At 70.5% G+C, this 23,904-nt stretch carries 23 protein-coding genes and 2 pseudogenes; 9 read left to right on the top strand and 16 right to left on the bottom strand.

Features of this window, described 5'->3' with window-relative positions; all coding sequences use genetic code 11:
* Positions 1–4: 4 nt before the first annotated feature.
* The 3 genes and pseudogenes from NQU54_RS32175 to NQU54_RS32185 all read left to right on the top strand — a co-directional run.
* Positions 5–97, top strand: a pseudogene (locus NQU54_RS32175) (AMP-binding enzyme); the annotation flags it as partial.
* A 111-nt stretch (positions 98–208) separates the two neighbouring features.
* A complete protein-coding gene (locus NQU54_RS50255; RefSeq protein ID WP_372506115.1) occupies positions 209–931 on the top strand; it encodes an AfsR/SARP family transcriptional regulator in 723 nt (240 codons plus the stop codon).
* Between the two features lie 246 nt (positions 932–1,177).
* Positions 1,178–2,869 carry a galactose-binding domain-containing protein gene (locus tag NQU54_RS32185; protein WP_372506111.1) on the top strand — a complete coding sequence of 564 codons (1,692 nt, stop codon included), beginning with the start codon at positions 1,178–1,180 and terminating at the stop codon, positions 2,867–2,869.
* Between the two features lie 214 nt (positions 2,870–3,083).
* On the opposite strand, the gene NQU54_RS32190 is transcribed toward NQU54_RS32185, so the two are convergent.
* From NQU54_RS32190 to NQU54_RS32215, 6 genes are all read right to left on the bottom strand, one after another.
* Complete coding sequence (locus NQU54_RS32190; RefSeq protein ID WP_257634093.1) at positions 3,084–3,869, bottom strand: class I SAM-dependent methyltransferase; 786 nt, start codon at positions 3,867–3,869, stop codon at positions 3,084–3,086.
* Between the two features lie 17 nt (positions 3,870–3,886).
* The gene (locus NQU54_RS32195; RefSeq protein WP_257634094.1) at positions 3,887–5,464 is read right to left on the bottom strand and encodes an ABC transporter ATP-binding protein; all 1,578 of its coding nucleotides are present in this window, start codon (positions 5,462–5,464) and stop codon (positions 3,887–3,889) included.
* Positions 5,452–6,282 carry an ABC transporter permease subunit gene (locus NQU54_RS32200; protein ID WP_257634095.1) on the bottom strand — a complete coding sequence of 277 codons (831 nt, stop codon included), beginning with the start codon at positions 6,280–6,282 and terminating at the stop codon, positions 5,452–5,454. Before NQU54_RS32200 ends, NQU54_RS32195 begins: the two co-directional genes overlap by 13 nt.
* Positions 6,279–7,223: an ABC transporter permease gene (locus tag NQU54_RS32205; protein WP_257634096.1), complete on the bottom strand. Its 945-nt coding sequence runs from the start codon at positions 7,221–7,223 to the stop codon at positions 6,279–6,281. The genes NQU54_RS32200 and NQU54_RS32205 overlap by 4 nt, the downstream gene beginning before the upstream one ends.
* A gap of 6 nt (positions 7,224–7,229) precedes the next feature.
* A complete protein-coding gene (locus tag NQU54_RS32210) occupies positions 7,230–8,762 on the bottom strand; it encodes an ABC transporter substrate-binding protein (RefSeq protein WP_257634097.1) in 1,533 nt (510 codons plus the stop codon).
* Between the two features lie 585 nt (positions 8,763–9,347).
* Complete coding sequence (locus NQU54_RS32215; protein WP_257634098.1) at positions 9,348–9,842, bottom strand: MmyB family transcriptional regulator; 495 nt, start codon at positions 9,840–9,842, stop codon at positions 9,348–9,350.
* On the opposite strand from NQU54_RS32215, the gene NQU54_RS32220 reads away from it, so the two are divergent.
* Positions 9,828–10,346: an alpha/beta hydrolase family protein gene (locus NQU54_RS32220; RefSeq protein WP_372506112.1), complete on the top strand. Its 519-nt coding sequence runs from the start codon at positions 9,828–9,830 to the stop codon at positions 10,344–10,346. The two genes, NQU54_RS32215 and NQU54_RS32220, sit on opposite strands and share 15 nt — an antisense overlap.
* A 26-nt stretch (positions 10,347–10,372) precedes the next feature.
* Complete coding sequence (locus NQU54_RS32225) at positions 10,373–10,765, top strand: PPOX class F420-dependent oxidoreductase (protein WP_257634100.1); 393 nt, start codon at positions 10,373–10,375, stop codon at positions 10,763–10,765.
* Between the two features lie 124 nt (positions 10,766–10,889).
* Here the strand turns inward: NQU54_RS32225 and NQU54_RS32230 are convergent, their stop codons facing one another.
* The 8 genes from NQU54_RS32230 to NQU54_RS32265 all read right to left on the bottom strand — a co-directional run bounded on the left by NQU54_RS32230 (position 10,890) and on the right by NQU54_RS32265 (position 20,432).
* Positions 10,890–12,248 carry a condensation domain-containing protein gene (locus NQU54_RS32230; protein WP_257634101.1) on the bottom strand — a complete coding sequence of 453 codons (1,359 nt, stop codon included), beginning with the start codon at positions 12,246–12,248 and terminating at the stop codon, positions 10,890–10,892.
* A gap of 494 nt (positions 12,249–12,742) precedes the next feature.
* Positions 12,743–13,921, bottom strand: coding sequence for an MFS transporter (locus tag NQU54_RS32235; RefSeq protein WP_257634102.1), 1,179 nt, complete (start codon positions 13,919–13,921; stop codon positions 12,743–12,745).
* A 150-nt stretch (positions 13,922–14,071) separates the two neighbouring features.
* A complete protein-coding gene (locus tag NQU54_RS32240; RefSeq protein ID WP_079255803.1) occupies positions 14,072–14,977 on the bottom strand; it encodes an ABC transporter substrate-binding protein in 906 nt (301 codons plus the stop codon).
* A gap of 80 nt (positions 14,978–15,057) precedes the next feature.
* Entirely contained in the window at positions 15,058–15,861 is an 804-nt protein-coding gene (locus tag NQU54_RS32245; protein WP_257634103.1) for an ABC transporter ATP-binding protein, read from the bottom strand.
* Positions 15,858–16,742, bottom strand: coding sequence for an ABC transporter permease (locus tag NQU54_RS32250; protein ID WP_232636070.1), 885 nt, complete (start codon positions 16,740–16,742; stop codon positions 15,858–15,860). The genes NQU54_RS32245 and NQU54_RS32250 overlap by 4 nt, the downstream gene beginning before the upstream one ends.
* A 6-nt stretch (positions 16,743–16,748) precedes the next feature.
* Positions 16,749–17,792: an ABC transporter substrate-binding protein gene (locus tag NQU54_RS32255; RefSeq protein WP_257634104.1), complete on the bottom strand. Its 1,044-nt coding sequence runs from the start codon at positions 17,790–17,792 to the stop codon at positions 16,749–16,751.
* A 467-nt stretch (positions 17,793–18,259) separates the two neighbouring features.
* Complete coding sequence (locus NQU54_RS32260) at positions 18,260–19,132, bottom strand: ABC transporter substrate-binding protein (protein ID WP_257634105.1); 873 nt, start codon at positions 19,130–19,132, stop codon at positions 18,260–18,262.
* 385 nt (positions 19,133–19,517) lie between these two features.
* The gene (locus tag NQU54_RS32265) at positions 19,518–20,432 is read right to left on the bottom strand and encodes an IclR family transcriptional regulator (RefSeq protein ID WP_257634106.1); all 915 of its coding nucleotides are present in this window, start codon (positions 20,430–20,432) and stop codon (positions 19,518–19,520) included.
* Positions 20,433–21,469: 1,037 nt separating this feature from the next.
* Between NQU54_RS32265 and NQU54_RS32270 the strand changes: the two genes are divergently transcribed.
* On the top strand, positions 21,470–22,126 hold the full coding sequence (locus NQU54_RS32270; protein WP_257634107.1) for a DUF1707 SHOCT-like domain-containing protein: 657 nt from the start codon (positions 21,470–21,472) through the stop codon (positions 22,124–22,126).
* Between the two features lie 110 nt (positions 22,127–22,236).
* Here the strand turns inward: NQU54_RS32270 and NQU54_RS50260 are convergent.
* Positions 22,237–22,341 (bottom strand): annotated as a pseudogene (locus tag NQU54_RS50260) (IS21-like element helper ATPase IstB); the annotation flags it as partial.
* A gap of 94 nt (positions 22,342–22,435) precedes the next feature.
* Positions 22,436–22,573, bottom strand: a complete 138-nt coding sequence (locus NQU54_RS32280; RefSeq protein ID WP_257634108.1) for a hypothetical protein — start codon at positions 22,571–22,573, stop codon at positions 22,436–22,438.
* A gap of 109 nt (positions 22,574–22,682) precedes the next feature.
* Between NQU54_RS32280 and NQU54_RS32285 the strand changes: the two genes are divergently transcribed.
* Genes NQU54_RS32285 through NQU54_RS32295 form a run of 3 tightly spaced genes read left to right on the top strand, consistent with a single transcriptional unit; the run spans position 22,683 to position 23,795 of the window.
* The gene (locus NQU54_RS32285; protein ID WP_257634109.1) at positions 22,683–23,099 is read left to right on the top strand and encodes a hypothetical protein; all 417 of its coding nucleotides are present in this window, start codon (positions 22,683–22,685) and stop codon (positions 23,097–23,099) included.
* A 31-nt stretch (positions 23,100–23,130) separates the two neighbouring features.
* Positions 23,131–23,475, top strand: a complete 345-nt coding sequence (locus NQU54_RS32290; RefSeq protein WP_069869505.1) for a hypothetical protein — start codon at positions 23,131–23,133, stop codon at positions 23,473–23,475.
* Positions 23,472–23,795, top strand: a complete 324-nt coding sequence (locus NQU54_RS32295; RefSeq protein WP_257634110.1) for a hypothetical protein — start codon at positions 23,472–23,474, stop codon at positions 23,793–23,795. Before NQU54_RS32290 ends, NQU54_RS32295 begins: the two co-directional genes overlap by 4 nt.
* Positions 23,796–23,904 lie beyond the last annotated feature (109 nt).

Genomic DNA, 23,904 nt, shown 5'->3' on the forward strand with positions numbered 1-23,904 from the left:
GCGAGCGGTCGATCTGGAGAACGCCCTGATGTCCCACCCGGATGTCACCGAGGCCGCCGTGGTGGCCGTACCGGACGACAAGTGGGGCGAGCGCCCCTGGCCACAGTGGAATCCCGTTTTGCCGACGAGGGCGCTTCTGTGGTCTGAGGAGAAGGCAATGGAGTGGTCCGACGAATCCTGCCCGCACGACCCTCCCCATTTGACGCTCATGGGAAGTTTCGACTTGCGCTGTGAGGGAAAGTCCGTGCCGATTTCCCCGGGGGGTCAGAGGCTGCTGAGCCTGCTCGTACTGAGTCGCCGCACGCTCACCCGTGAATACACCGCCGAGAAGCTATGGCCGGACGCCACTGGGATCCGAGCCGCCGGCTGCTTGCGCTCGGCCCTGTGGCGGTTGCCCAAACTGAACCGGCCGCTGGTCATCGCCACACCGAGCACCCTTCAGGTGTCACGGGACATCGAAACGGATCTGGTGTCGACCGAGGACATTCTGTACCGGGCAATTTCCTGGTCGCAGCCGTCGGGTCGGCACAGCCCGCAGGAAATGCCGCTCCCGGACGTGGAGTTGGCGGACCAAGCGCTGAGCAGCGACCTCTTGCCGGAGGCTTGGGACGAGTGGGTCATCGTCGAGCGGGAGTGGCTGCACCAGATGCGCCTTCACGCTTTGGAATCGCTCGCCTGTATCCACCGATCGGCGGGCCACTTCGGCCAGGCACTGGACGCGGCACTGAGGGCGGTGGCCGGAGAACCACTGCGTGAGAGCGCCCATCGGCAGGTCATCGAGACCTACCTCGCGGAGGGGAACACCGGCGAAGCCATTCGGCATTTCGAGGAACTGCGACATCTTCTTCATGCCGAACTCGGACTCGAGCCGTCACCGCCGCTCTGCCGACGCGTTGAAAGCGCGGTCGGCGCCATCCGCATACGGCAGTGACGTTCAGGTGGCGGGGGTCCGGGACGCTGGGGTCATGGCTGTTCATGACACTCGCACTGGAGTCCTCATACTTCGCGTGTGGTGGGAGCCGGAGCAAACACCGGCTCTACGGGCACGCTTGCTGGTCGCCATAAACCCTCAGCAGGCCCCTGCCGTGTATTCAGTCGCGGCGGGCCTGGACGACGTCTGCGACCAGGTACGTGCATGGCTTCAAGAGTGGAGTCGGAGTATGGAGGCCCCGGACAAGTGACATCAAATGAGGACCACCAGTGGATCCAGGTCGACCTCGGATCCTCGCAGGCGTTCGACCGCGTCGCCGTCGTCTGGGAGACCGCGTACCCGAAGACGTACGTCATCCAGGTGTCCGACGACGGCGAGAACTGGACCGATGTGAAGTCCGTGTCCAACGCTCCCGAACCGCTGAAGATCAGCGTCAATGGTGTGCGCGTGCTGGCCCGCGGCGGTAACTGGGGCTGGGACGAGCTGCTGCGCCGCATGCCGGCCGAGCGCATGGACGTGGCCGTGCGTATGCACCGCGACATGAACTTCACCGTGATCCGTAACTGGGTCGGCAGCAGCGACCGGGAGAAGTTCTTCGCCGCCTGTGACCGGCACGGCATCCTGGTGTGGAACGACTTCCCCAACGCATGGGGCATGGACCCGCCGGACCGCGAGGCGTTCATCTCGCTCGCGCGCGACACCGTGCTGCGCTACCGCATCCACCCCTGTGTGGTCATCTGGTGCGGGGCCAACGAGGGCAACCCCCCGGCCGCCATCGACAAGGGGATGCGCGAGGCGGTGCGGGAGCAGGTGCCCGGCCTGCTCTACCAGAACAACTCGGCCGGAGGAATCGTCACGGGCGGCGGCCCGTACGGCTGGGTGGAGCCGGAGAAGTACTTCGACCCCATGACGTACGGCAGCAAGGACTTCGGCTTCCACACCGAGATCGGCATGCCCGTCGTCTCCACCGCGGCGAGCACCCGCAACATGACGGGTGACGAACCGGAGTGGCCGATCAGAGGCGCCTGGTACCACCATGACTGGAGCGAGCGCGGGAACCAGGCACCCCACGTCTACAAGGCGGCCATCGAAGCACGCCTCGGCGAGTCGGGGGACCTGGACGACTTCGCCCGCAAGGCGCAGTTCATCAACTACGAGAACACCCGCGCCATGTTCGAGGCGTGGAACGCCAACCTGTGGGACAACGCCTCCGGCCTGATGCTGTGGATGTCCCATCCGGCCTGGCACAGCACGGTCTGGCAGACCTACGACTACGACTTCGACGTCAACGGCACGTATTACGGTGCCCGGTCGGCCTGTGAGCCCCTGCACGTCCAGGCCGACCCGGTGAAATGGCAGGTCGTTGCGGTCAACCACACTGCGACCGACCTGCGTGGCGCCACTGTCACCGGCCGGCTGTTCGACCTGAGCGGCCGGCAGCTCGGCACGGCCAGGACGGCCCGGGTGGACGTCGGGCGGGCCGACACCGCGAAAGCCTTCACCGCGGAGTGGACGAACGGCCTTCCGGACCTGCATCTGCTGCGGCTCACACTGACGGACGCCAAGGGCAAGGAAGTGTCACGGAACACGTACTGGCGCTACCGCGACACCTCGTCCCTGCGGGAGCTGAACAAGGTCAAGCAGGTGAAGCTGACCGGCGACATCACCAAGGTGTCGAGCTCCGGGGACCGCCACGAGATGACGGCCGTGATCCACAACCGCGGATCGGCGGTGGCCGCCATGGTCCGGCTGTCCCTGCTGGAGGAGGCCCACGGCCGGCGGGTGCTGCCGACGCTGTACAGCGACAACTACCTGTGGCTGCTGCCCGGAGAATCCCGCACCGTCGGTCTGTCCTGGCCGTCGGAGGCCGGCTCGTCCCGGCGCCCGGTGCTGACGGCACAGGCATACAACAGCCCGGTGACCACGCTGCGCGGCTGAGAGCCCCGTGCCCCGGTCCCGGCCCCGCCCACACCGGGACCGGGGCACGGTTCCGACCACCGTCGAGGGGCCGCGTCCGGCCTTTGCCCCCGATGCCGGAGCCGAGATTCTGCCCGGCAGAACCTTGAGTGGCCGCGCAGGAAGTCATGGAGCACGGCCGGGTTGTCCCGGGCGGGGGCGACGGTGATGACCTGGCCGTGTGCCGGTCAGCGGCTCAGCGCAGCGCGGCCACCAGTGCGTCACCCGCCGAGCACCAGACCTGCCGCGCCTCGGCGAAGCCCTGCTCACGCAAGGTGTCGAGATGCCAGCTCGTGGCCGTGGGGCGGTCAGGCTTCGTACCGGCGGGCCGGGGCTCGCGCGGGTCGCCCAGCAGAGCGAAGCGGCGCGCCGCCGGTTCGGCGAGGGCGGGGTTGTCGGCGACCCGGCTCCACCAGTCGGTCCAGTCGAGCGCGCCCTCCCGGCGCTGCCGCGCCTGGCGTTCGGTGAGCAGGGCGTTCATGGCGGCGTTGAGTCGGGGAGCCGACTCGTCGTACATGTGGTCGGCGTTGAGGAACACGCCGCCCTCGCGCAGCAGCCCGGCCAGCGTGCCGTAGAGCCGGCGGAGCGGTTCGGTGTCCAGCCAGTGCAGGGCGGTGGCGGTCACCACGGCGTCGAAGGACGTGACGGGGAGCCGCTCGGTCCAGTCGGGGCCGGTGAGGTCGGCCTCGGCGAAGGTGACGCGTTCGTCACCGGCGAAGTGGCCGCGGGCGATGGTCAGCAGGACCGGGTCGATGTCCACGCAGACGGTGCGGGCGCCGGGGAGCCGGCGCAGTACGCGGTCGGAGATGCTGCCCGTGCCGCAGGCGAGGTCGAGGACGAGCGGGGTGCGGCCCGCCACCGCCTCGACCGCGTCGATCATGACGCGGAAGCGTTCCTCCCGGTCCGGCATGTACCACTCCTGCTGGCGGTCCCAGCTCGTCTGCCACTGCTGCCAGTCGGACGCGGTCGATGTGGTGGTCATGGGCGGGGGTGTTCCTTTCACTGGATGCCGGGCGGGGCCGGTGCGGAGGGCGTCGTGGTGGCGCCCAGGTGCCGGGACCGCAGCAACAGGCGGGTGGTCTCGGAGCGTGGGCAGGAGAGGACGGTAGCGGCGGCGCCGCTCTCCACGACCCTGCCGGTGTCGAGGACGACCACGTCGTCGGCCAGCCGCTCGACGAGCGCGAGATCGTGGCCGATCCACAGCACGGCCGTGTCGCTCTCCGCACGGAGGCGGGTGAGCTCGGCGGTCACCAGCTCCGTGCTGACGGCGTCGAGCGCGGTGGTGATCTCGTCGCAGATCAGCACCTCGGGCTCGGCGAGCAACGCCCGTGCCAGCGCGGCCCGTTGCAGTTCGCCGCCCGACAGCGAGGCGGCGTGCCGCGTCGTGTGCTCCGCTGTGAGACCGAGCCGCTCCCACAGCTGCCGGGCCCGCTCCTCCGCCTCCGGCACTGTGAGGCCGCGCAGCCGTACGGCGGTGCGGGCGACCTGTTCCAGAACGGTGCGCCGCTCGTCGAAGGAGTTGCGCACCTCCTGCCAGACGTACTGCACGCCCCGGATCTGCCGGGTGGTGCGGTGGCGCAGCACGGGCAGTGGCTCACCGCGGAACGTGATGTGTCCGCGGTGGCGTTCATGCAGCCCGGCGAGACAGCGCGCGAGGACGGTCTTGCCGCTGCCCGAGGGGCCGACGACCGCGGTGCAGCCCCCTTCCGGCACCCGTACCGCCACGTCGTGCAGGATCTCGCCCCGGCCGCCCGGGCGCAGCCATGCGGTCAGGCCCCGTGCGTCCAGGAGGGACCGGGAGCCCACGGGCGCGGCTGCCGCCGGGGGAGGGGGCGGCACCGCGGGGGGTGGCAGTACCTCCGAGGTGCGGCCCGTCGCGGTCACCCGGCCGCGCTCCAGCAGCACCGTACGGGCGGCCACCGCGCGGACCAGGCCGTGGTCGTGGCTGAGCAGCAGGAGGGTGTGTCCGTCGGAGGCCAGCCGGGTCAGCTGCTCCGCCAGTCGCCCTCGCGCCACGGTGTCGAGGCCGGTGCTGGGTTCGTCGAGCACCAGGACGCGGGGTCCGCAGGCCAGTACCTGGGCGAGGGCCACGCGCTGTCGCTGGCCGCCGGAGAACTGGTGCGGGAAGCGGCGCCGGGTCGCCGTGTCGTCGGGCAGGCCGGCGGTGCGCAGCGCCTCTGCCGCGTGTTCCGTGGCGGCGGACCGGCCGCGGGCGCCGTCCGGCCGGTGCAGACGGGCGAGTTCGGTGAGGACCGAGCCGATCCGCCGGGCGGGGTTGAGGGCGTGGGCCGGGTGCTGGGGCAGGTAGGAGACGACACGGCCACGGACGTGCCGGGCGGCGCCCGTCTGTCCCTCGTCGCCCACCACCTGAATCCCGGCGACCCGTACCGTGCCGCTCAGCCGTACGCCGGGTGCGGCCTCACCCAGCAGGGCCAGCGCGGCGGTGGTCTTGCCGCTGCCGGAGGGGCCCACCAGGGCGGTCACCTCGCCGGGCGGGACGGTGAGGTCGACGCTGTCCAAGAGCCGGGCCGTTCCGGCGTGTGCCGTCAGACCGCTGACCTCGATCACCGGTTCCACGCCATCGCCTTCCCTCCGGTCCGCCCGGCGCGCGGCAGCAGGCCGTCCGCCAGCAGATTGACGCCGACGGTGAACATCACCAGCATCAGCGTCGGCGCCAGGACCGCCCACGGCTGCACGAACAGCGCCTCCCGGCTGGCGGCGATCATCACGCCCCAGTCCGGGGAGGTCGGATCGAGGCCGAGGCCGAGGAAATTGGCGGCGGCCACGGTGAAGACCGCGCCGCCGACACGGGTGCCGGCGTCGGCGGCGGCGACCGGCAGTACGGCCCGTCCGACGTGTCCGAAGAGGACCCGTGCCGAGGACTCGCCCTGGAGGCGCATCGCCTCGGCGACGGGTCCGCTGGCCGCGTCCAGCGCCGCGGCCCGCAACAGCCGGGCCACGGCGGGCACGTTGAGGGCGGCCACCGCCAGTGCCACCGCGACCGGATGCCCGCGCCAGCCGACCCCGACCACGCTGATCACCAGCAGGGAGGGGAGTGGCAGCAGCAGTTCCACGGGCCGGATGAGCAGGTCGTCCAGCCATCGGCTGCGGGAGGCCGCCGCGGCCAGGCCGAGCGTGGCCCCGATGGCGACGGCCAGTGCCACCGCGGCACACGCCACGCCCAGGGCGCTGGCCCCGCCGCGCAGCACCAGGGCCAGGACGTCCCGGCCCAGGGCGTCCGTGCCGAGCGGATGCCCGGCGCCGAGGGCGTAGGGCATGCCGTCGGAGGGGATGTCGGCGTCCGTCACGAGCGGGCCGACGACGGCCGCGGTGACCGGCAGCAGCAGGAGCAGCGCCCCTCCCGCCGTATGCCGGGTACGTCCGCCGGCGCTCATCGCAGTACCTCCGAACGGGGAGCCAGCCGCTGGCTGACGAGATCCGCCGCCAGATTGAGCAGACACGCCACCGCCGCCAGGGCCAGGGTGAGCGCCTGCACCGTCGGCACGTCACGGTTCTGTACGGCCTCGACCAGCGCGGTGGCGGTGCCCGGGATGGCGAAGACGGCCTCGACGACGAGCACGCCGCCCAGCAACTGGTCGCCGGTACGGGCCAGTTCCTGTATGCCGGGAACGGCGGCATTGGGCAGGACGTGCCGCAGCACGAGCCGGGTGGGCGGCACCCCCAGACGGCGGGCCTGCACGGTGTAACCGGCGTGCAGCGCCGTGACCGTACCCGCCCGGATCTGCCGGGACAGCACGCACACGGTCCGGGCCAGCAGCACCGCCACCGGCAGTACGAACAGCTCCGGCCGCTGCCACCACCCCTCGTCCGCGCCCACCCAGGTCGACGGCAGCCAGCCCAGTCGTAGCGCGAAGACGCTGACCAGCAGCAGGGCCAGGACGAAGTCCGGCACCGAGGTGAGCGTCAGCGTCACGGCGGAGACGACGCGGTCGGTACGGCTGCCCGCCCGAAGCCCGGTCAACAGGCCGACCGCGACGGCCAGCGGTACCAGCAGCACGATCGTGACGGCGGCCAGCGCGGCCGTCACCGGGACCGAGGACGACAGCACCTCGCTCACCGCACCCCCACCGACCAGCGATGTACCGAGGTCACCGGTGAGCAGACCGTGCGCCCAGTCGGCGAACCGCTCGGCGAGCGGCCGGTCGAGACCCATCTGCTTCCGCAGCTGGGCGACCTGGTCCAGGCCGGCCTGCTCGTTGAAGTCGACGGTGGCGGCGTCGCCCGGCAGCAGGTTGGTCAGCAGGAAGATGATGACACTGAGCGCGGTGAGCTGGACGAGTGTCCACCCGCACCGCCGTAGGGCGAAGCGCAGCACCCTGACTCAATCCAGCCACACCGTGTCGAACCGCGCCCAGTCCACGGTGTTGGGCGGGGCCTCCTTCACGCCCTGGACGGTGTGGGAGATCGCGTTCAGCCACTCGGGATGCCCCCACAGCACCAGACCGCCCTGGTCGCGCAGTGTCGTCTGCACCGACCGGTACCGCTCGGTGCGCTTGTCGTCGTCCACCACGGCCCGCGCGGCGGTGAAGGCGTCGTCGAAGTCCTGGTGCTTCCAGGCGGTGGCGTTCTGCGGGGCGTCGGCGAGCAGCCGTTCGCTGATGTAGGTGGGGATGGTCATGGCGCCGCACCGGTGGTTGGTGACGGTGCCCTTGCCCAGCACGTCCGTGAAGTACGACTCCGGCGGCCCGTTGACGACCTCCACCTTCAAACCCGCCTCCCCGGCCTGGTCGGTGAACAGGTGGGCGGCCTGGGCGAAGCCGTCGGCCGCCGTGGACGTGTAGAAGGTCACCTTCTTGTTGTAGAGACCGGTGCGCTTGAGCAGCCGCCGGGCCTCCGGCACGTCCCGCTCGCGCTGCGCCAGTCCCTCCGGGTAGTACGTGTAGCCCTTGCCGTACACGTCGTTGCCGATCTCGGCGCGGCCCGCGCAGACCACCTCCACCAGCCGCTCCCGGTCCACGAGGAGTTTCACGGCCATCGCCGCGTCCGGGTCGTCGAACGGTGCCCGGTCCGTCTTCAGCGCGAAGCCCTGCACCCCGCTGCGCCTGGTCGCCACCACCCGCACCCGGCTGTTGTGCTCCACCGTGCGGGCGAAGGTGGGCGTCATCTCGTGCGCGAAGTGCACCTCGCCACTGCGCACCGCGGCGGCACGCGCCTCGGTCTCCGCGGACAGGATCCGGACCTCGTCCAGGTGCGGGGCCCCGTTCCAGTGGTCGTCGAAGCGGCGGCCGGTGAAGCCGCGCCCGGCGGTGAAGGAGACGAACCGGAACGGGCCGGTGCCGACGGGCTTCTTCGGGTCGTCCCAGCCGTCGCGGACGATCGGCGTGCCGGTCATCGCCAGCTGACTGGGGAGTTCGGCGTTGGGCCGGGTCAGCGCGATCTCCACGCCCCGCCTGCCCACCTTGCGGCAGTTGGACAGGTCGATGTGGGAGAGGGAGTTCTTCGCCAGGTGGTCGGCGGCGTCGGGGTCGAGGATGCGGGAGATGCTGTACAGCACGTCGTCGGCGTCGAGGACGTGCCCGTCGTGAAAACGGGCCTCCCGCAGCTCGAACCGCCACACCCGAGCGTCGTCGTCGCTGGACCAGGAGCGGGCCAGCCTCGGCACCGGCCGCAGGGTCGAGTCGAGCTCGACGAGCTTGTCGAAGACGGCCTTGTGCCGGGCGATGTCGACGAACTGCCGTTGCGCGTGCGGGTCCATCGTCTCCTTCACACCCGCACCGGGGAAGGCCGCACGCAGCGTCCCGCCCTTCTTCGGCGAGGAGGAACCGGAATCCGCGGACGAACAGCCGGTGAGCAGACCGGCGCCTGCCGCGGCCGCCACGGTGAGCACACTCCGGCGGGTGGGGGTGACCGGCATGTGGACGCACCTTCCTGCCTGTTGCTCCAGAACCACAGCACACGCATCCAATATGTTATTGCAATCGATATGCAATAGGGGCTGCTGTGGGGCTGGTCACTCGGGCCGAGACCGTTGTCGCAGGTGTCCTGGTCACGTCGTCGGGGCGCCGTGATCTCAACGATCGATGAGATGCGATCGCATCGCCTCGGCCCCATGCCGTCCCGTATGAGGGTGATGTCGGCCGCGCCGATCGCGGCGTCGGTGCCACTGCCCCTCGCCATGCCCAGGTCGGCGGAGGCCATCGCGGCGGCGTCGTTGACCCCGTCCCCGGTCACGGCCACGCACCGGCACTCCGTGATCACGGCGGTGTGCGCGGCGCCGCCGGTGTCAGCGAGCGTCCGGGAGCGCCCCGGCGCCGCCGTCCGGACGACGGCGCCGGGGGTGAGGCGAGCGGGTCGCCAACCGGGCCCTGGGCGCGGCATGGGGAGTGGACCGCATGCCCGGGCGTCGTCGTGGTCGCCGACTCCTGCTCGCGCGCCCTCCCGGGCCTGACGCCGGCCGGCGGCGGACCAGCACGTCGATCATGTTGGGCAACTCCGATTTTCACGATTCACTCTTTCCGGCGCCGGAGTCGGCGAGGCCGGCGAGCCGGCGCAACACGGCCAGGCTGTCGCTCTGCGGTGGCGCCGTCATGACCATGAGCAGTTGCTGCTCGCCGAGGGTCTGGAGAACCTGCCAGTCGAGGACGTAGTCGCCGGTGTCGGGGTGGGTGAGGTGTTTGGTTCCGTTGGTCTCGTAACTGGTGTGCTGTTCGGCCCACCAGGTGCGGAAGTCGGCGTCGGTGAGGGAAAGTTCGCCGATGAGAGAGGAGATTCTGGGTTCGCTGTGTCCGTTGGTGGTGACACGGACGAAGCCGACGCAGATCCGGGCGAGGGGTGCCCAGTCGGTGTAGCGGCCGCGGATCTGGGGGTCGAGGAAGAGCATGCGCAGGAAGTTGCGTTCGAGGCGGGGCACGCGGGCGAAGTCGCGGAAGACGGCGTGGCGGCCTACGGCGCCCGGCTCGCTGAACTCGGGTATGCGGCCGTGGCGTTCGACCACACCAGCTACGGCGACAGCGAGGGCCTGCCTCGCTTCGACGAGGACCGCTATGCCAAGTCCGAGGACATCAAGAACGCGGTGACGTTCCTCGTGGGGCGCGAGGAGGTCGACCGGGAGCGGATCGGGGCGGTCGGCGTCTGCGGCGGGGGCGGCTACGTCCCCTACGCCGCCGTCGCGGACCGGCGGATCAAGGCGGTCGCGACGGTCAGCGGCCTGCCCGACCTGCGCGCCACCATCACCAGCGGCTACGCGGGCGACTGGCGCCAGACGATGGGCGCCGCCGCCACGGCACGCGAGGCGTACGCACAGGGCGCGGAACCGCGGTACGTGCCCTTCATGCCGACGGCGACGGCGGTGAGTGGGTCAACAACGGCAAGAAGTTCTACCTCACACCCGCGGCCAAGGACCGGGACCGGGACCGGGACACGATGGAGGCTGCCGGGCTTCCGGCGCACAGCCGACGGCGCCGGTAGGCGCGGCCGACCTTTTGACGACCCGGATTGACGACCCGGATCAGGAGACCATTCGACATGGACGACGCCACCGCACTGGAAAGCCTCGGCGCGGGCAAGTACCTGCTCGTCACCAGCTACCGCAAGAACGGAACCCCCGCCCCCACGCCCGTCTGGGTCGTACGCGACGGCGACACCCTGGGCATCTGGACCCCCGCCGACTCCTACAAGGTCAAGCGCATCCGCGCCCGCGGCGACATCCTCGTCGGCCCCTGCGACCTGCGCGGCAACCCCCTCGGCGGCCAGGTCCCGGCCACCGCCGAGATCTGCGACCCCGACACCACCGGCCGCTACCGCAGGCTCATCGCCCGCAAGTACGGCCTCATCGGTCGGCTCACGCTGTTGAGCAGCCGGCTCCGCCGAGGCCCACATGGCTCCACCGGTATCCGCATCACCCTCAGCCGGCAGTGAACCCATCGAGACGGGGCGCCGCCGACGGGTCATCGAATGTGTCCTGGCTCACCGGCTACCGCCGACTCGACCACCGCCAGGAACGCTGCCCCCGCAACCAGGTGGCTCCGCGGGCGTGTCCTGGTCACCGGCGGGACCCACGGGCTGCGTGCGCGGATCGTCGCGCGGCTGGCTCGGGCCGGGGCCACGGTGATGACCACGGCGCGGAGCAAGCCGGACAATCTTCCAGATCCTGAGCTGTTCGTCGTTGCCGACCTGTCCACCGTGGCGGGTATCGAGACGGTGGTGTCACGACACGGGCATCACGATCCTGGCCCCGGCGGCCGTCCTCGGCCTCCGCGCGGCTACGGTTGGCCACGGGCACGCCGATCACGGCGGAGTCCTGACCGGAGCGGCGCATCAGAACCGCTCCGAAGGCTGCGTACAGGGCACTGAAGAGCGTGGTCCCCTCGGCATGGGCGAGAGCACGCAGCCGCTGTGCGGTTTCCGGGCCGATCCGCCCGTGCAACAGGGCGCCGCCGCTCGCGGTGGCCGGTCGCGGCCGATCGGTGGGCAGGTCGAGCGTCGGGGGCAGGTCGGCCAGGGCCGAGGTCCAGTGGGCGAGCTGGTCGTCCAGCGCGCCGTCCTTCAACCAGGCCGTCTGCCAGGCGGCGTAGTCGGCGTACTGGATGGGCAGCGGCTTTTGGGGCTCGCCGGTGTAGGCGGCGTGGAGGTCACGGATCAGCACGCTGACGGACCACCCGTCGAAGACGATGTGGTGTGTGCAGATCGCCAGCAGGTGCTCGTCCTCGGACAGCCGGGTGAGGGTCGCCCGGACGAGCGGACCGTCCCGCAGATCGAAGGGTTCCCCGGCGTCGGCGGCGGCCCGTTCGAGGGCCGCCCGCTCCGGAGACTCCCCGGGGCCGGGCCGCACTTGGTCGAACCGGATGCGCGGCTCCTCGGAGGCCCGGGCCACCGGCCGCCCGTCCTGTTCCTCGAACCGGGTGCGCAGCACTTCGTGCCGTTCACCCACCGCGGTCAGCGCCCAGCGGAGCCGGCTCAGGTCCAGCGGCCCGCGCAGCCGCAGGGCGATCGGCACGTTGTACGACGGGTTGTCCGGCTCCAGCTGGTCGAGGAGCCACATGCGTTCCTGGGCGTGGGAGAGCGGGAGTTCACCGGTGCGGCCGACCGGGGCGATCAGGGGCAGCGCCCGCCGCTGTTCGGGAAGCAGAGTGCTGAGCTCGCGTGCGGTGGGGCGTTCGAAGACCGCGCGCATCGGGAGTTTGATGCCCAGGCGGGCCCCGATCCTGGTGACCAGCCGGGTGGCGAGAAGGGAGTGGCCGCCCAGGGCGAAGAAGTCGTCGTCCGGCTCGACCGACGGAACCCCCAGCAGGTCCGCCATGAGCGCCGCCACCTGCCGCTCCCGCGAAACGGGGGACCGGGGCGGGGCGGGTAACTCCGCCCCGTCGTGTGGCCCGGAGGTGGAGGGCGTGGTGGGACTCATGGGCGGCTCCATGGGAAGGCTGGGCGGGCGGCATCGCGAACCGGCCCGAAGACAGGCGGGCAGAGCGCAGACACACGGCGAGAACACGAGTGAGCGGGGAGCGTGACCTACAAGGGGGGAGCGTGACCTACAAGTCGCCGAGGCTTCTAGGAACGCGTGCGGCGGGCGCGCTCGCGGAACGCGATACGACCTCGGGTGAGCGGGCGGGCTTCCGGTCCGTCAACAGCTTTCGCGGCCCGGACAGCGCACTGCCTCGGTGGGAAAGCGGTGGATACGGGGGAAAGGCCCGACTCGCATGTTCCTCCCGACCTCGCTGGTGGAAGACGCACGAACAGCTGGCCGACCGCGTCGGCGGTCGACGGCGGCGCTATGTCGCACACCTCTTTCATATATACAACGAACTCCCTTGCCACATACGGTCATTATGAGATCTCTCATGTCACTTCAGAACTGCTTGATGCATGGCTTGGCGTATGTTAGAGGGTCGTTCTCCGCTACGGGCCGTCATTTGAGGACGGCCGTCGCCCCACGCGGTGCCGCCGGGACCGTGTCAGCACCATGGCGGACACCAGTGGTACGACGGCGACCAGGGCGAACCCCCGGTCGCCGAAGGCGTGATAGACGGGCAGCCACACGGGCGTCGCTATCGCGCCCCCGAAGAACTGGGCGGACATGGCCAGGGACGCGGCACCGGCGCGGTTGTCCGGGACGCCGGTGACCGCGAGGGAGCTGCCGGCCGAACGCAGACCGGTCACCGCGGCACCGACCAGGACGATGCCCGTGACCACGACCGGCAGGGTGGTGCCGAGGGACGCGCACAGCAGACCCAGAACCATGGCCGCATCGGCGGCGATGCCGGTGATCAGGGGTCCCTTGGCGTGCAGGACGTGACCGACCAGCGGTGCCACGGCGGCGCCCGCCAGCCCGAATGAGGAACCGGCCAGCCCGATCTCGACCGGTCCCAGGCCGAAGCGGTCCTTGATCCGCAGGACGACGAGGACGGTGAGGCCGACGGCGGCGAGGTAGGCGAGGAAGGACACCGCGCAGGCCAGGACGAGCTGTTTGTCGGCCAGCGACCGCCAGGAGGCACGGACCATGGAGCCACGCCGGGTGGCCGACCGGGACGGCGGGAAGCACACCAGCAGCAGACCGCACACCCCGGGTATCAGAAAGGCCAGTCTCCAGTTCAGGGCTGCCGCGGCACCGCTGAACAGCGGGCTCACCCCCTGTCCCGCGGCCTGTGCGGCGGCGAACCGGCTCAGCGCCTTGGCCAACCGGGCACTGCCTACAAGGTCGGAGATCATGGCCACCAGCAGCGGAGTGGTGAAGGCGTTGGTGGCTCCCTGGAAGGCGCGGGCCACCAGGAAAAGCCGCATGGTGGGCGCCAGCGCGCACAGCGCTGTGGCCGCTGTGAACGCCATGAGCGCCGTGCGCAGTACCCGTCGGCGTCCCCACCGCTCCGCGAGCGTCCCGCTGACCAGCATCAAGGCCGCGAAGGGCACCATGTAGACGGTGACAGCGGTGGCCGCGAGTCCGGGAGTGCTGTGCAGTGCGGCCGCGACCTCGTGCACCATCGGCGTCACCATCGTGCTTCCGTAAGGTCCGAGGAAGCCGCCGACGTACAGTGGCCACGCCCGGTGCCTGTCGCCACAGTCCCGGCGATGGTCGTGCACGGTCGTCCCCCGAGTCGGTAGGAGGTCGGGAAGTGGAGGATGCCGACGCATGCGGGGGCGTACGGCGGTAACGGCGCCGTACACCCCCACATGATCCTCCGGCGGCCGGCGGCCGGCGGGCCCCCGGGACGTGGGCCGTGGCCGCCTCGGTCATGCCGACAGCAGGTTGTCCACGAGGGAGTTGTACGTCGAGCCGTCTTCCGCGATCAGATTCCAGCCGCGCATCCAGTCGTAGGTGCGCTGGAACTGGTCCTCCGGGTAGGGCGCCGGGTCCACGAACCGCAGCCGCCAGCGGGCGAAGTCGCTGGGCCGGAGGTCGGGGTCGATCTCCTTGGGCACCTCGCCGATGAGGTGGTGCAGATAGGGGTAGGGGTCCTCCTGGAGCTTGTGGACGGCCTTGACCACCGCACGGTTCAAGGCGTCGTAGGTCTCCGCGTCGATCTCCGGCGAGGCGATCTCGGAACCCACATAGAATGCCTCGGTGAGCAGCTGGTAGCCCTGCTTCTGGGCGACCGTGATCCACGGTTCCATCAGTGCGGCGGCCGGAACGGCACCGTCCCGCAGTGCCTCGAAGCGCTGCTGCGGACCTCCGACGTGCACCACCTTGATCTCCGCGCGGGGCAGGAAGCCCTCCAGGGCTTGCAGGGCGAGGTAGTGCGAGCCGTGGTGGAAATTGACCGCGACCGCCTGACCCGCCAGATCCTGCGGGTGCACGGCGGTCGAGCCGGGCGGGACCAGGATGGCCTGGCTGCCGACCGCGGCTCGCTTGCCGATCACCCGGCCGCCGATCCGGGTGTCGTGGGAGCGCCGGATCTGGCCCCACTCGCAGGCCCGGTACAAGGAGGCGTCGCCGCTCTCGAAGTTGGAGCGGACGGTGCCGAAGGAGCTGACCAGTTCGTGGTCGTCGAGATAGGAGACGTTGGCGTCATAGCCCTTGGGGACGAAGTCGACGTCCAGGCCCTCTTCCTCGTAGAAGCCCTCGTCCTTGGCGACAAGCTGCGGCAGGGAGAAGACCAGCGAAAGGGTCTCCATGGTGATTTTCTTCCGGGGTGCCATCGAGGACACGTTCCTTCCGGTCGATGAGGTGTGGCATGTGCGGTGTGGTCGGCGGCGCGGGTGGGTCCCCGGCTGGACCGTCAGCCGAGAGCGGCGAGGATCTCGTTGTGGCGGGCGAAGATCTGTGGGTCCTCCGGGGAGCGGGGTCGGGGCAGGCCGACTGTGAACTCCGCGCGCACCCGCGCGGGGCGACCGTCGAGGACGATCACCCGGTCGGCGAGGAAGGCGGCTTCCAGGGGATTGTGAGTGACCAGCAGGCCGGTACGCGGACGTGCCGTCCACAGCTCCTGGAGCAGCAGCCGCAGCCGCCGCGCCGTGAGCTGGTCCAGGGCGCTGAACGGCTCGTCGAGCAGGATCAGTTCGGGCTCCACGGCGAAGGCACGGGCGACCGCCGCACGTTGGCGCTGGCCTCCGGAGAGCACTGAGGGATACCGGTCCGCGTACTCCGCCAGGCCCACGTCGGCGAGCGCCCGCGCGGCACCGGCGGGATCGAGCCCGGCACTGGTCAGGGCCAGTTCGACATTGCGGCGCACGGAGATCCAGTCCAGCAGCCGAGGCTGCTGGAAGACCACGCCGAGCCTGTTCCGGGCGCTGCCCGCACCCGGACTCCGGATCCGTTGCCGACCGGTGCCGTCGGCCAGTCTGATCTCGCCGGAGTCCGGCTCCTCCAAACCTGCCACCAAGTGCAGCAACGTGGTCTTCCCGGTGCCCGAGGCCCCCACGACGGCCACCAGTTCACCCTGACGCACCGTCAGCGTGAAGTCCTCGAAGACGGTTTCGCGCTCGCCGGTCCGGGTGCTGGTGAACACCTTGCCGACACCGTCGAGGACGACATACGGCTGAGCGCCCGCGGCCGGGGCCTGCGTCGCCTCCGCCCCGTTCATACGGCCGTCGCCTTCCGCCAGCGCCCGAGGCGTCGTTCCAGGCTCTGGAGGACGCCGTACTCCAGGACCGCCAGGACGGCCGCGAAGAGCAGCGTCCAGCTGAGCACCCCGGCCACGTTCTGCGCGGCGAACTGGTTGTTGAGCTCGTAGCCCACTCCGCTCGACATGCCGAACATCTCCACCAGTACGATCACCTTCCACGCCAGGGACAGGCCCAGACGGGCGCCGGAGAACAACGCGGGCAGCAGCGACGGCAGCCACAGATAGCGCAGGCTGGTCCAGACGGAGAAGCGGTACACATGCGCCATCTCACGCAACGCGGAGTCCGTGGCGCGGGTGCCCTGGTAGATGCTGAGAGTCAGCGCGGGAGCGGCGGACAGCGCCACCGCCACCACCGGGTTGGTCAGCGAGACCCCGAACCAGATCACACACAGCAGCGCCCACACCAGACCCGGCACCGTCAGGCCGATCAGCACGGCCGGTTCGAAGAAGCGCCGTACGAACTCGACCCGGCCCATGGCGATACCGACCACGACGGCGGTGACGAAGGCCAGCGCGAAGCCGAGGCCGACGCGGAGCAGGGTGGCGCCGAGGGAGTCGTAGAACAGCGGCTGGGTCACGATGTCCGTCAGGGCGGACCAGACGGCCGGGACATCCGGTATCAGGACGCTGCCACTGCGAACGGCCACGATCTGCCAGCCGCCGACCAGCACCAGCAGGAATGCCGCGACGGGCAGCGCGCCCCGGCCGAATGCCCGGACGCGGCGGGAGAGGGTCCGGCGGGTGCGGGCCGTCGCGGGCGGGGTGCCGGATCCGGCACCCGGGGGCGGCGCGGCGGTGGCCGGGCGGACCTCGGCCATCGCTGTGGTGTGGTGGGTCATGACTCATCACCCCAGGTTGCGGTAGACGGTCTTGTCGGGCACGGCCTTGATCAAACCGACCTTGGCAGCGACGCGGAGCTGATCGCGCATGCTGGTGAAGGACGCTCCTGCCCACTCGGTGGGATAGATCCCGACGAGGCGTTCGGGCAGCAGCGCGATGGCCTTCTTCTCGGCCGCCGGGATGCCGTAGTACTGGTGCAGCTCGGCGAGGATTCCCGGCCGGTCGTGGATGTACTGGTGGGCCCTCAGACGCAGCTCCGCCAGGGCTGCCGCGGTCCGCTCGTTCCGCTCCACCCAGCCGCGTTTCGCTCCTTGTCCGTTGAGCAGGAGGTCGGAGTCCGAGCCGGAGCCGTGCCGCCACAGGTCGGTGACGGTGGTGAGCTGGCGTGCGCCCTTCGCGACGAGGCGGGTGGCGTTGGGTTCGATGGTGACGATGGCGTCCACGTCACCGCGTTCGAACAGGGAGAGCCCGGCGAGAACGGCACCGGGGTGGGCGTGGTACTCCCGCTCGAAGTCGATGCCGCCCACCGCGGAGGCGAGCTGGGTGGAGCGGTAGGCGTCGCTGTTCTTCGGCGGTGTGGCGATCTGCTTGCCACGCAGGTCCTCGATGCGGCGGTAGGGACTGTTCTCCGGAACCAGCCACCGCACGTGGTTGGCGAGGCTGGTGGAGAAGATCAGCACATCGGCGCCCGCGGCGAGGGAGACCGCTGCCCCGATGGGGCCCATGCTGGCCACGTCCAGGGCCCCGGAAAGCAGCTTGTTCTGCACATCGCCGGGGCCCGTGCCCGCGATATAGCTGAGCCGCAGGTCGCCGAGCAGATGGCGGCGCTCGCTTATCGGTCTGATGACCGCGCCCGCGGTACCGGCCTGGGTGTCCTCCACCCGGGCCGCAGCGCCGCTCCCGCCGCCCTGGGATTCCCCGCACGCCGCCAGCAGCGGCCCGAACCCAGCGGCGGCCAGGGCCGCTCCACCCGAACGTAGCAGCGTACGGCGGGTGGGGACCGCCCGGCCGGTGATGGCTCCGGGCCTGAGGACTTGACGGGCGGTCATCGCGGAGTCTCCCCGGGAGAGGTGCGGAGAGCGGGGGCGAGCGGGCCGCGCGGTGCGCGTGGGCACGGCCGGGGCAGGGCGCTGAGCATGAGGGTCTCCTCGGAGCGACATGAGACAAGGGGAGAGGAACGGACGGTGCGGGGCGACCGAGTGGCCCGACGCGCGCGGTTGGGGCGGCGGCGAAGGTGTACGGGACCGGGCCGCGCCGACGAACGGGGCGGCTGCCGTGGGCCCGTGCAGCGGTCACCTCGTGCGAATGGTCACCCGATCGGCGCGGCGGGCGGCGACCGGCGATCGTGCCGGGCCGGTACGGCGGGGGAAGGGGCGAGCGTTCGCTCAGGTCAGGACGAGCCCGGCGTGCCGCCCGCCGGTACACAGACCGCCGGCGAGGAAGCAGAGATCGAGGTGGTGGCGGCGGGTGAGCGCTACCGGATGCCGCATTTCGTCAGCCATGACCATCTCCTCGCCTACCGCAGGGCGAGCAGCGTGTCGTAGCCGCCGCGGCCGTCCGTGAGTTGCCAGGAATTCATCCACGCGTAGCTCTCCGTGAAGCGCTCCCGCGTGAGGGGCGTGGCATGGGTGAAGCGATGATATTCGGAGCGGAGCCGCTCTGGTGCGAGACGGCCCGCGGTTTCGTCGACGATGAGGTCGGCCCAGGCCGTGCGGTCGGCGTTGATGATGTCGACGGCCGCGTTGACCGCGGTCATGAAGGTGTCGAGCCGTTCACGGGGCAGATGCGGCGCCACCACCTGCACACCGCGGTAGAAGTAGCAGCCCAGCAGGTGTGCCCCGGATTCCAGCGCGAGGCTGAGGTAGGGCTCCATCAGCATCACGGCCCGCACGCTGCCGGTGGCGGCCGCGTCCAGACGCGCCGATGGAGGCCCGGTGTGCTCCAGCACGATCCGATCGCGGGGGACTGTGCCTTCGAGGAGGTGCAGGGCGGTGTAGTGGGAGCCGGTGAACTTGTTGACCCCGATGGGCACACCGCTCATGTCGTGCGGTTCGTTCAGCTCCGGGTCGAAGCTGATCAGAGCCTGGGCGACGACGGCCGGGCGCAGATACCCGAGGTAGCCGCCGCGCCGGTTGCGCTCCAGGCGGTCGATGCCACCCCACTCGCACAGATTGAACAGGTCGGCCCGCTCGGACTCGAAGAGCGCCTCTTTGCGGCGCGCGATCGGGTCGCGCGCCTCACGTTCCTGGGCCGGGGCGTTCTCCGCGAGGCGTACGTCGAGACCAGCCCGGTCGAAGAGCCCGTGCTCCACCGCGACGATCTCCGGGAGGTCGAAGACGGGGTGGTTACGGGATATGACGATCGCGGCATCGCTTTCCGCTGTTGCCATGACCGCCCCTCTCCTGCCGTTCCATCCGCTGTACGGGCCATCGCCGGGTGTGTCCGAGCGGTTTCCTCAGCCGGGCTGTCGATGACAGTAGGCCAGTGGAACAGGCTCGTCAACGCGCTCATCTCGCGATGCGCGAAGCTCTTTCGCTCTGCGGGAAAGGTCATGTCCGCCTGTAGTGGGGCAAGTTGAGCTCGCTCCGATGCTCACGGATGGGAATCCGCGACATATGCCGTACGGAAGCTGCAACATGCTCGCCACAAACGCCCTCGGTGCGCGGGCGGGGTGCGCCATGGGCACGGCCCGGCCGGAGCCTCACGGATCGGTGCGGGTGGGGCTCACCGCGGCGGCGGGCCGACGACTGCCGTCGCCGGAGCCGAGGAAGCCGTCAGAGCTGTCCCAGCGCCAGCGCGACTGGCAGACCGCGCAGACTGTCGGCGGCCGCTGTCACCCGGGCACCCAGCCCGTCCAGCCGGGCGTCGGCCATCCGTCCTGCCGGGCCCTGGATGTCCACCGCGAGTTGGACGTACGGGGACCCGCTGTCCACGGGCGCGGCCAGCCCGCGCAGCCCGCTGTCCTCGGCGCCGTCGAAGACGGCGTAGCCCCGGAACTGGGCGGCCAGCAGCCGCACCCGCAGCGCCCACTGCTCGGGCGCCGCAGACCATTCGGCGCTCCGGCCGTCGTGGGCACCCCGGCCGTTGTAGTCGGCATCCCGGCTGCCGCGATCGGCGCCATCGCCGGGGCGGTTGCCGGTCCGGCCCTGGGCGAACGTCTGCGTGGTCACGCCCCGCGGCAGCGCCCGCCCCGCCCTCGGCGTAGCGTCGAAGGCCATCATGGCCAGGCCCATCGCCGACCCGGCCAGCGGCACGGACACCCCCGGCTCGCCCAGGTAGCGCAGCGGTTGTTCGGATTGGACGGAGACCAGCACCAGCACATTGTCACCGCGCCTCATGCCGATGCTCGCGGTCTCCCCGGTGCCGTCGGCCAGTTCCTTGAGGATCGCCGTCACCTCCGGCAGCCCGCTGGCCGCGAGCGATCTGCGGCCCAGCCGGAGCAGAACGGGACCGGGCAGGAACCGGTCACCCTCCCGGGACCGGCACAGCAGCCCCTCGGAGCAGAGCGTGCCGAGCAGCCGGTGCACGGTACTGACATTCAGCCCAGTGATCTTGGAGAGTTCGGTGAGGGTCACCCCGCTCGACGAACTGTCCACCACGGCGCCCAGCAGCACCGAGGCCCGGGCGACCGACTGGACGCCGGAGGCGCGTGAGGTGCGCCCGTCGGCACCAGCGGAGGAAACACTCATGCCGGGACGGTAGCAAGACCCGAAGAAGCTGACCTCGGTGTGCAGAGATATGCGCTGTCCAGCGGCACGGGCCTGCGCGAGATCGAGACCTCGGTCGTCCGCCAGGTGCACGTTGAACACCGCTCCGCCCCGGCTGGTGTCCCGCCAGTACATCCAGACTTCGGGCGCAGGATCTTGTCGATCAGCCGCTGCATCGTCGGCTGGAAGTCGAGGAGGGTCTCGCGGCGAGAGACCCGTGACAGGGGCTGTCCGCGGTGATCGAGAAGCTGGCTTGTGACCGCGTACGGTGGCGACCCGCGGGTGCGGCCCACCCCTCGCGCAGCTCTCCGCGGCGCCGAGTTCACCGCTGACCACGGCCGGACGGTGCGCGGGCCGCTCGAGCTGATCACGCACCAAGGAAAGCGGCGAACTGCGGACGGGCATCGTCTTGGAGGACATCGTCCTCACCATGCAGGCCGGTCACGGCATCCGCGCAGGCTCCCCCGCGGCACGGGCGGCGGCGACGCGCCGACTCGCGGCGCTGATCATCCAGTCGTTCCGGGCACACTCCGTGGCGCCCCGGGGGCGGGGCCTTGCAGCACCCTTCGCGCCCACGCCCATTCGGTACGGACGGCGCGGGAACGCGGAGTGCGTCCCCTGGTCCACGCTCGCGGGTCGGTTCGCGCTACGGCGACGGTCTCGAAGCGGTCGAGGTCGAACATGTCGACGGTTCCCGCACGGCTGAGTCATGTCGCCGTGGCCCTGACGTTGTTCAGCGGCCCCAGCATGTTGGTCTGCGGTGGCCCCGTTCCATGAAGGTTCTGTGCATTCCGGACGCGCTGAAGCGGCTCCGTGTGCGGTGTGAACTTGCCCCTGGGATGCGGTTGTTGTCGCGGCCGGGCCTCGGCATGATGGATGTCGCATGCCGTGAACCGACGCCGACCATCGCCTCCCCGCGATGGGCTCAGCCGGGATCATGTCGCGATATAGCGTTAGCCTTCAACTCGCGCCGCCGCCTGCGTCGCGCGTAGAGGCTTCGACAGGACCAGGACGGAAGCATGTCGGGAGAGAATTCGCCCACCGGGAAGCGCTCCGGCTCCGGCTCGTCGCCCGAGCTGCGGGCCTCTCATGCGGACCGGGACCGGGTGGTGGATGTGCTGCGTATCGCGGCGGGGGACGGTCTGCTGACCGCGGACGAGTTGGACGAGCGCCTGGAAGCTGCCCTGTCGGCGCGGACCGTCAGCGCGCTGGCCGAGCTGACCGCTGACCTGCCGGCCGTGTCCGTTTCGACCGGCACGGCCGTAGCGGAGATCAAGGACGTACTCCGGATCAACGGGGTTCACAGTGGTGCGGTCAAACGCGTGGGGCGCTGGGTGGTGCCGCGGAGGCTGGAGCTGGCCACGGCATGGTGTGAGGTGACGCTCGACTTCACTCAGGCAGCGATCACGCAGGACACCTTGCAGATCGACATGAACATGGCGGGCAAGAAGCTGACGCTGATCACCAAGCCGGGCATCGTGGTCGATGCCGGTGCCCTGAGCCTGGTACACAGCAAGATCAAGAGTCGTCAGGCTCCAGACCACGGGACGCCGATCACACTGCGCGTGGAGCTGGTCGGCACGATGATGCACGGCCGCGTCGTGGTGCGGCCCCCACGTCGGACGTTCGGGCAGTGGCTGCTGCGCAGGCCCACGTTCCTTTCTGCGGGCGATTGACTCCATCGCTGTGAACGGTCGGCGGGGCGGTCGCTGAGGTCTCCCGGGCTGGGCGACGCTCGGATATTGCGGGTGCGGCCGCCGCCGAAGTGGGCCTGGTCCCTCGCCCCACGCTCAGTGAGAACCTGCAAGAGCATCTCCGCGCCGCGGCGGTCCAGTTCGAGAGAGCCGAGCTTGTCGATTTCAAGAAGGTCAACGCGCCCGTAGCGGGCGAGGTCCGGGCGATCGTGTCGGCTGCCCGGGCCCGCATGGTGGGCAGCCGTAGCAGGCGGCAGGCGGTGTCGATCGCCGCGTCTGATGCCTGTGTGGTCAGCCGCCGGACGCCACCCGGGTCGTGTACTGGCTGATCGTCGACGGCTGTGTGGTCTGGGTGCCCGGGTCGCTCATGAAGCCGCCGCTGCCGGACTGGTAGGTCTGCCCGGCGTACAGCGGCGGCGTCCGGAACACATGGCGATGACTCCGTCGGCTTGACCAGCGCACCACTGACTTACCGGTTCGATCCGTAGTGCCATTCCAATAGGTAGATCCGAGGGTGTCACGACAGGAGGACCGTCGCATGCCGGCAGCAGGCGAGACGGAGCGCGCCCCGAACATCGCCAAGGACGTATGGGATGCCGCGGGCCACCGCGCCAAGAACGAAGGTCTACCTCTTATCTGGGTAGCGTCCCGAGCCCTCACCGACTACGCCGCCGGGACCCTCACACTGCCGCGCACCTCTCCGAATCCTGAGGCGCGCAACCGGCGGGGCCGCACCATCTTCACCGCTGATGCCGTATGGCACGCGGCCGACGAACGCCGCGTCAAGGACACGGTCCGGTCCATGTCCGCCCTTGTTGAGATCCTGCTGGACGCCTACGCCCGAGGTGAGGTCCACACCCACGTCCGCATGGTCACCACCGACCAGCGCGACGCCCTCGCCTCGCCGGCACCCCTGACGGCCCCACGGGCACCACGAGTCCCACACTGGCCGTAGCCTGACCGCCACTACCAAAGGAACGCCGCTCATGACCGCCGCGCCGCTCGGCTCAGGGGCCGTGCCCCCCATGCCGGACAGGACGCCCAAAGCGCTCCGCGCCGCCATCGCCCAGCACGCGCCGCAACTCCTTGTCGACTTCGACCGGCACTGGCGTCGCGACATCGCCGACGCATACGACCTCGCACCGGTCCCCGCCTTCATGGCCCGCTGGTGGGGCGAATACGCCGTCTCCCGCGACCCTCGCCTGGAGGCGAAGGTGCACGGCCTGGAGGACGAGGCCGACCGGGAGCCCGACTACGACCGCGCCAAAGCCCTCATCGAGGAAGCCGGAAACCTTCGCCGCCAGGCAGCCAAGGCGGAACCCGGCCAGTGACCGACGGTTTCATGGGGCCGCCATGGCAAGCGGACTGGACCAAGAAGGCCGAGGAAGACCGCGACGCTCTCCCAGCAGCCGCCCGCACCCTGGTCCACGCCGCCCGCGCCGAACTGGTCACCGCCGTCGACCCGTATTTTCGGGGTATCGACACCGACCGGGACCTTCTGGCCGGGATGAGTGCGGAACCGGCCCAGTCCACCCGCCCCGGCGGTCAGCACGGCCTCTACTTCGACCACGGACGTGGTTGGCTGCGGTACCAATTCAGCAGGCGGACCGCCGACCCTCAGCTCGTGATCGAAGAGTGCTTCTGGCAGTGAGCCGATCCCACCGCTCGCTCCCCGGCGCCGGGTCCGGTGAGAACCGAAGTAGCCCAGGGCTTTCAGCCGCTGCCCCGCTGCCTGCGAGCTCAACGGGGCCTCTCCGGTC

It is taken from the genome of Streptomyces malaysiensis subsp. samsunensis (assembly GCF_024519315.1).
Taxonomy (GTDB): Bacteria; Actinomycetota; Actinomycetes; order Streptomycetales; family Streptomycetaceae; genus Streptomyces; species Streptomyces malaysiensis.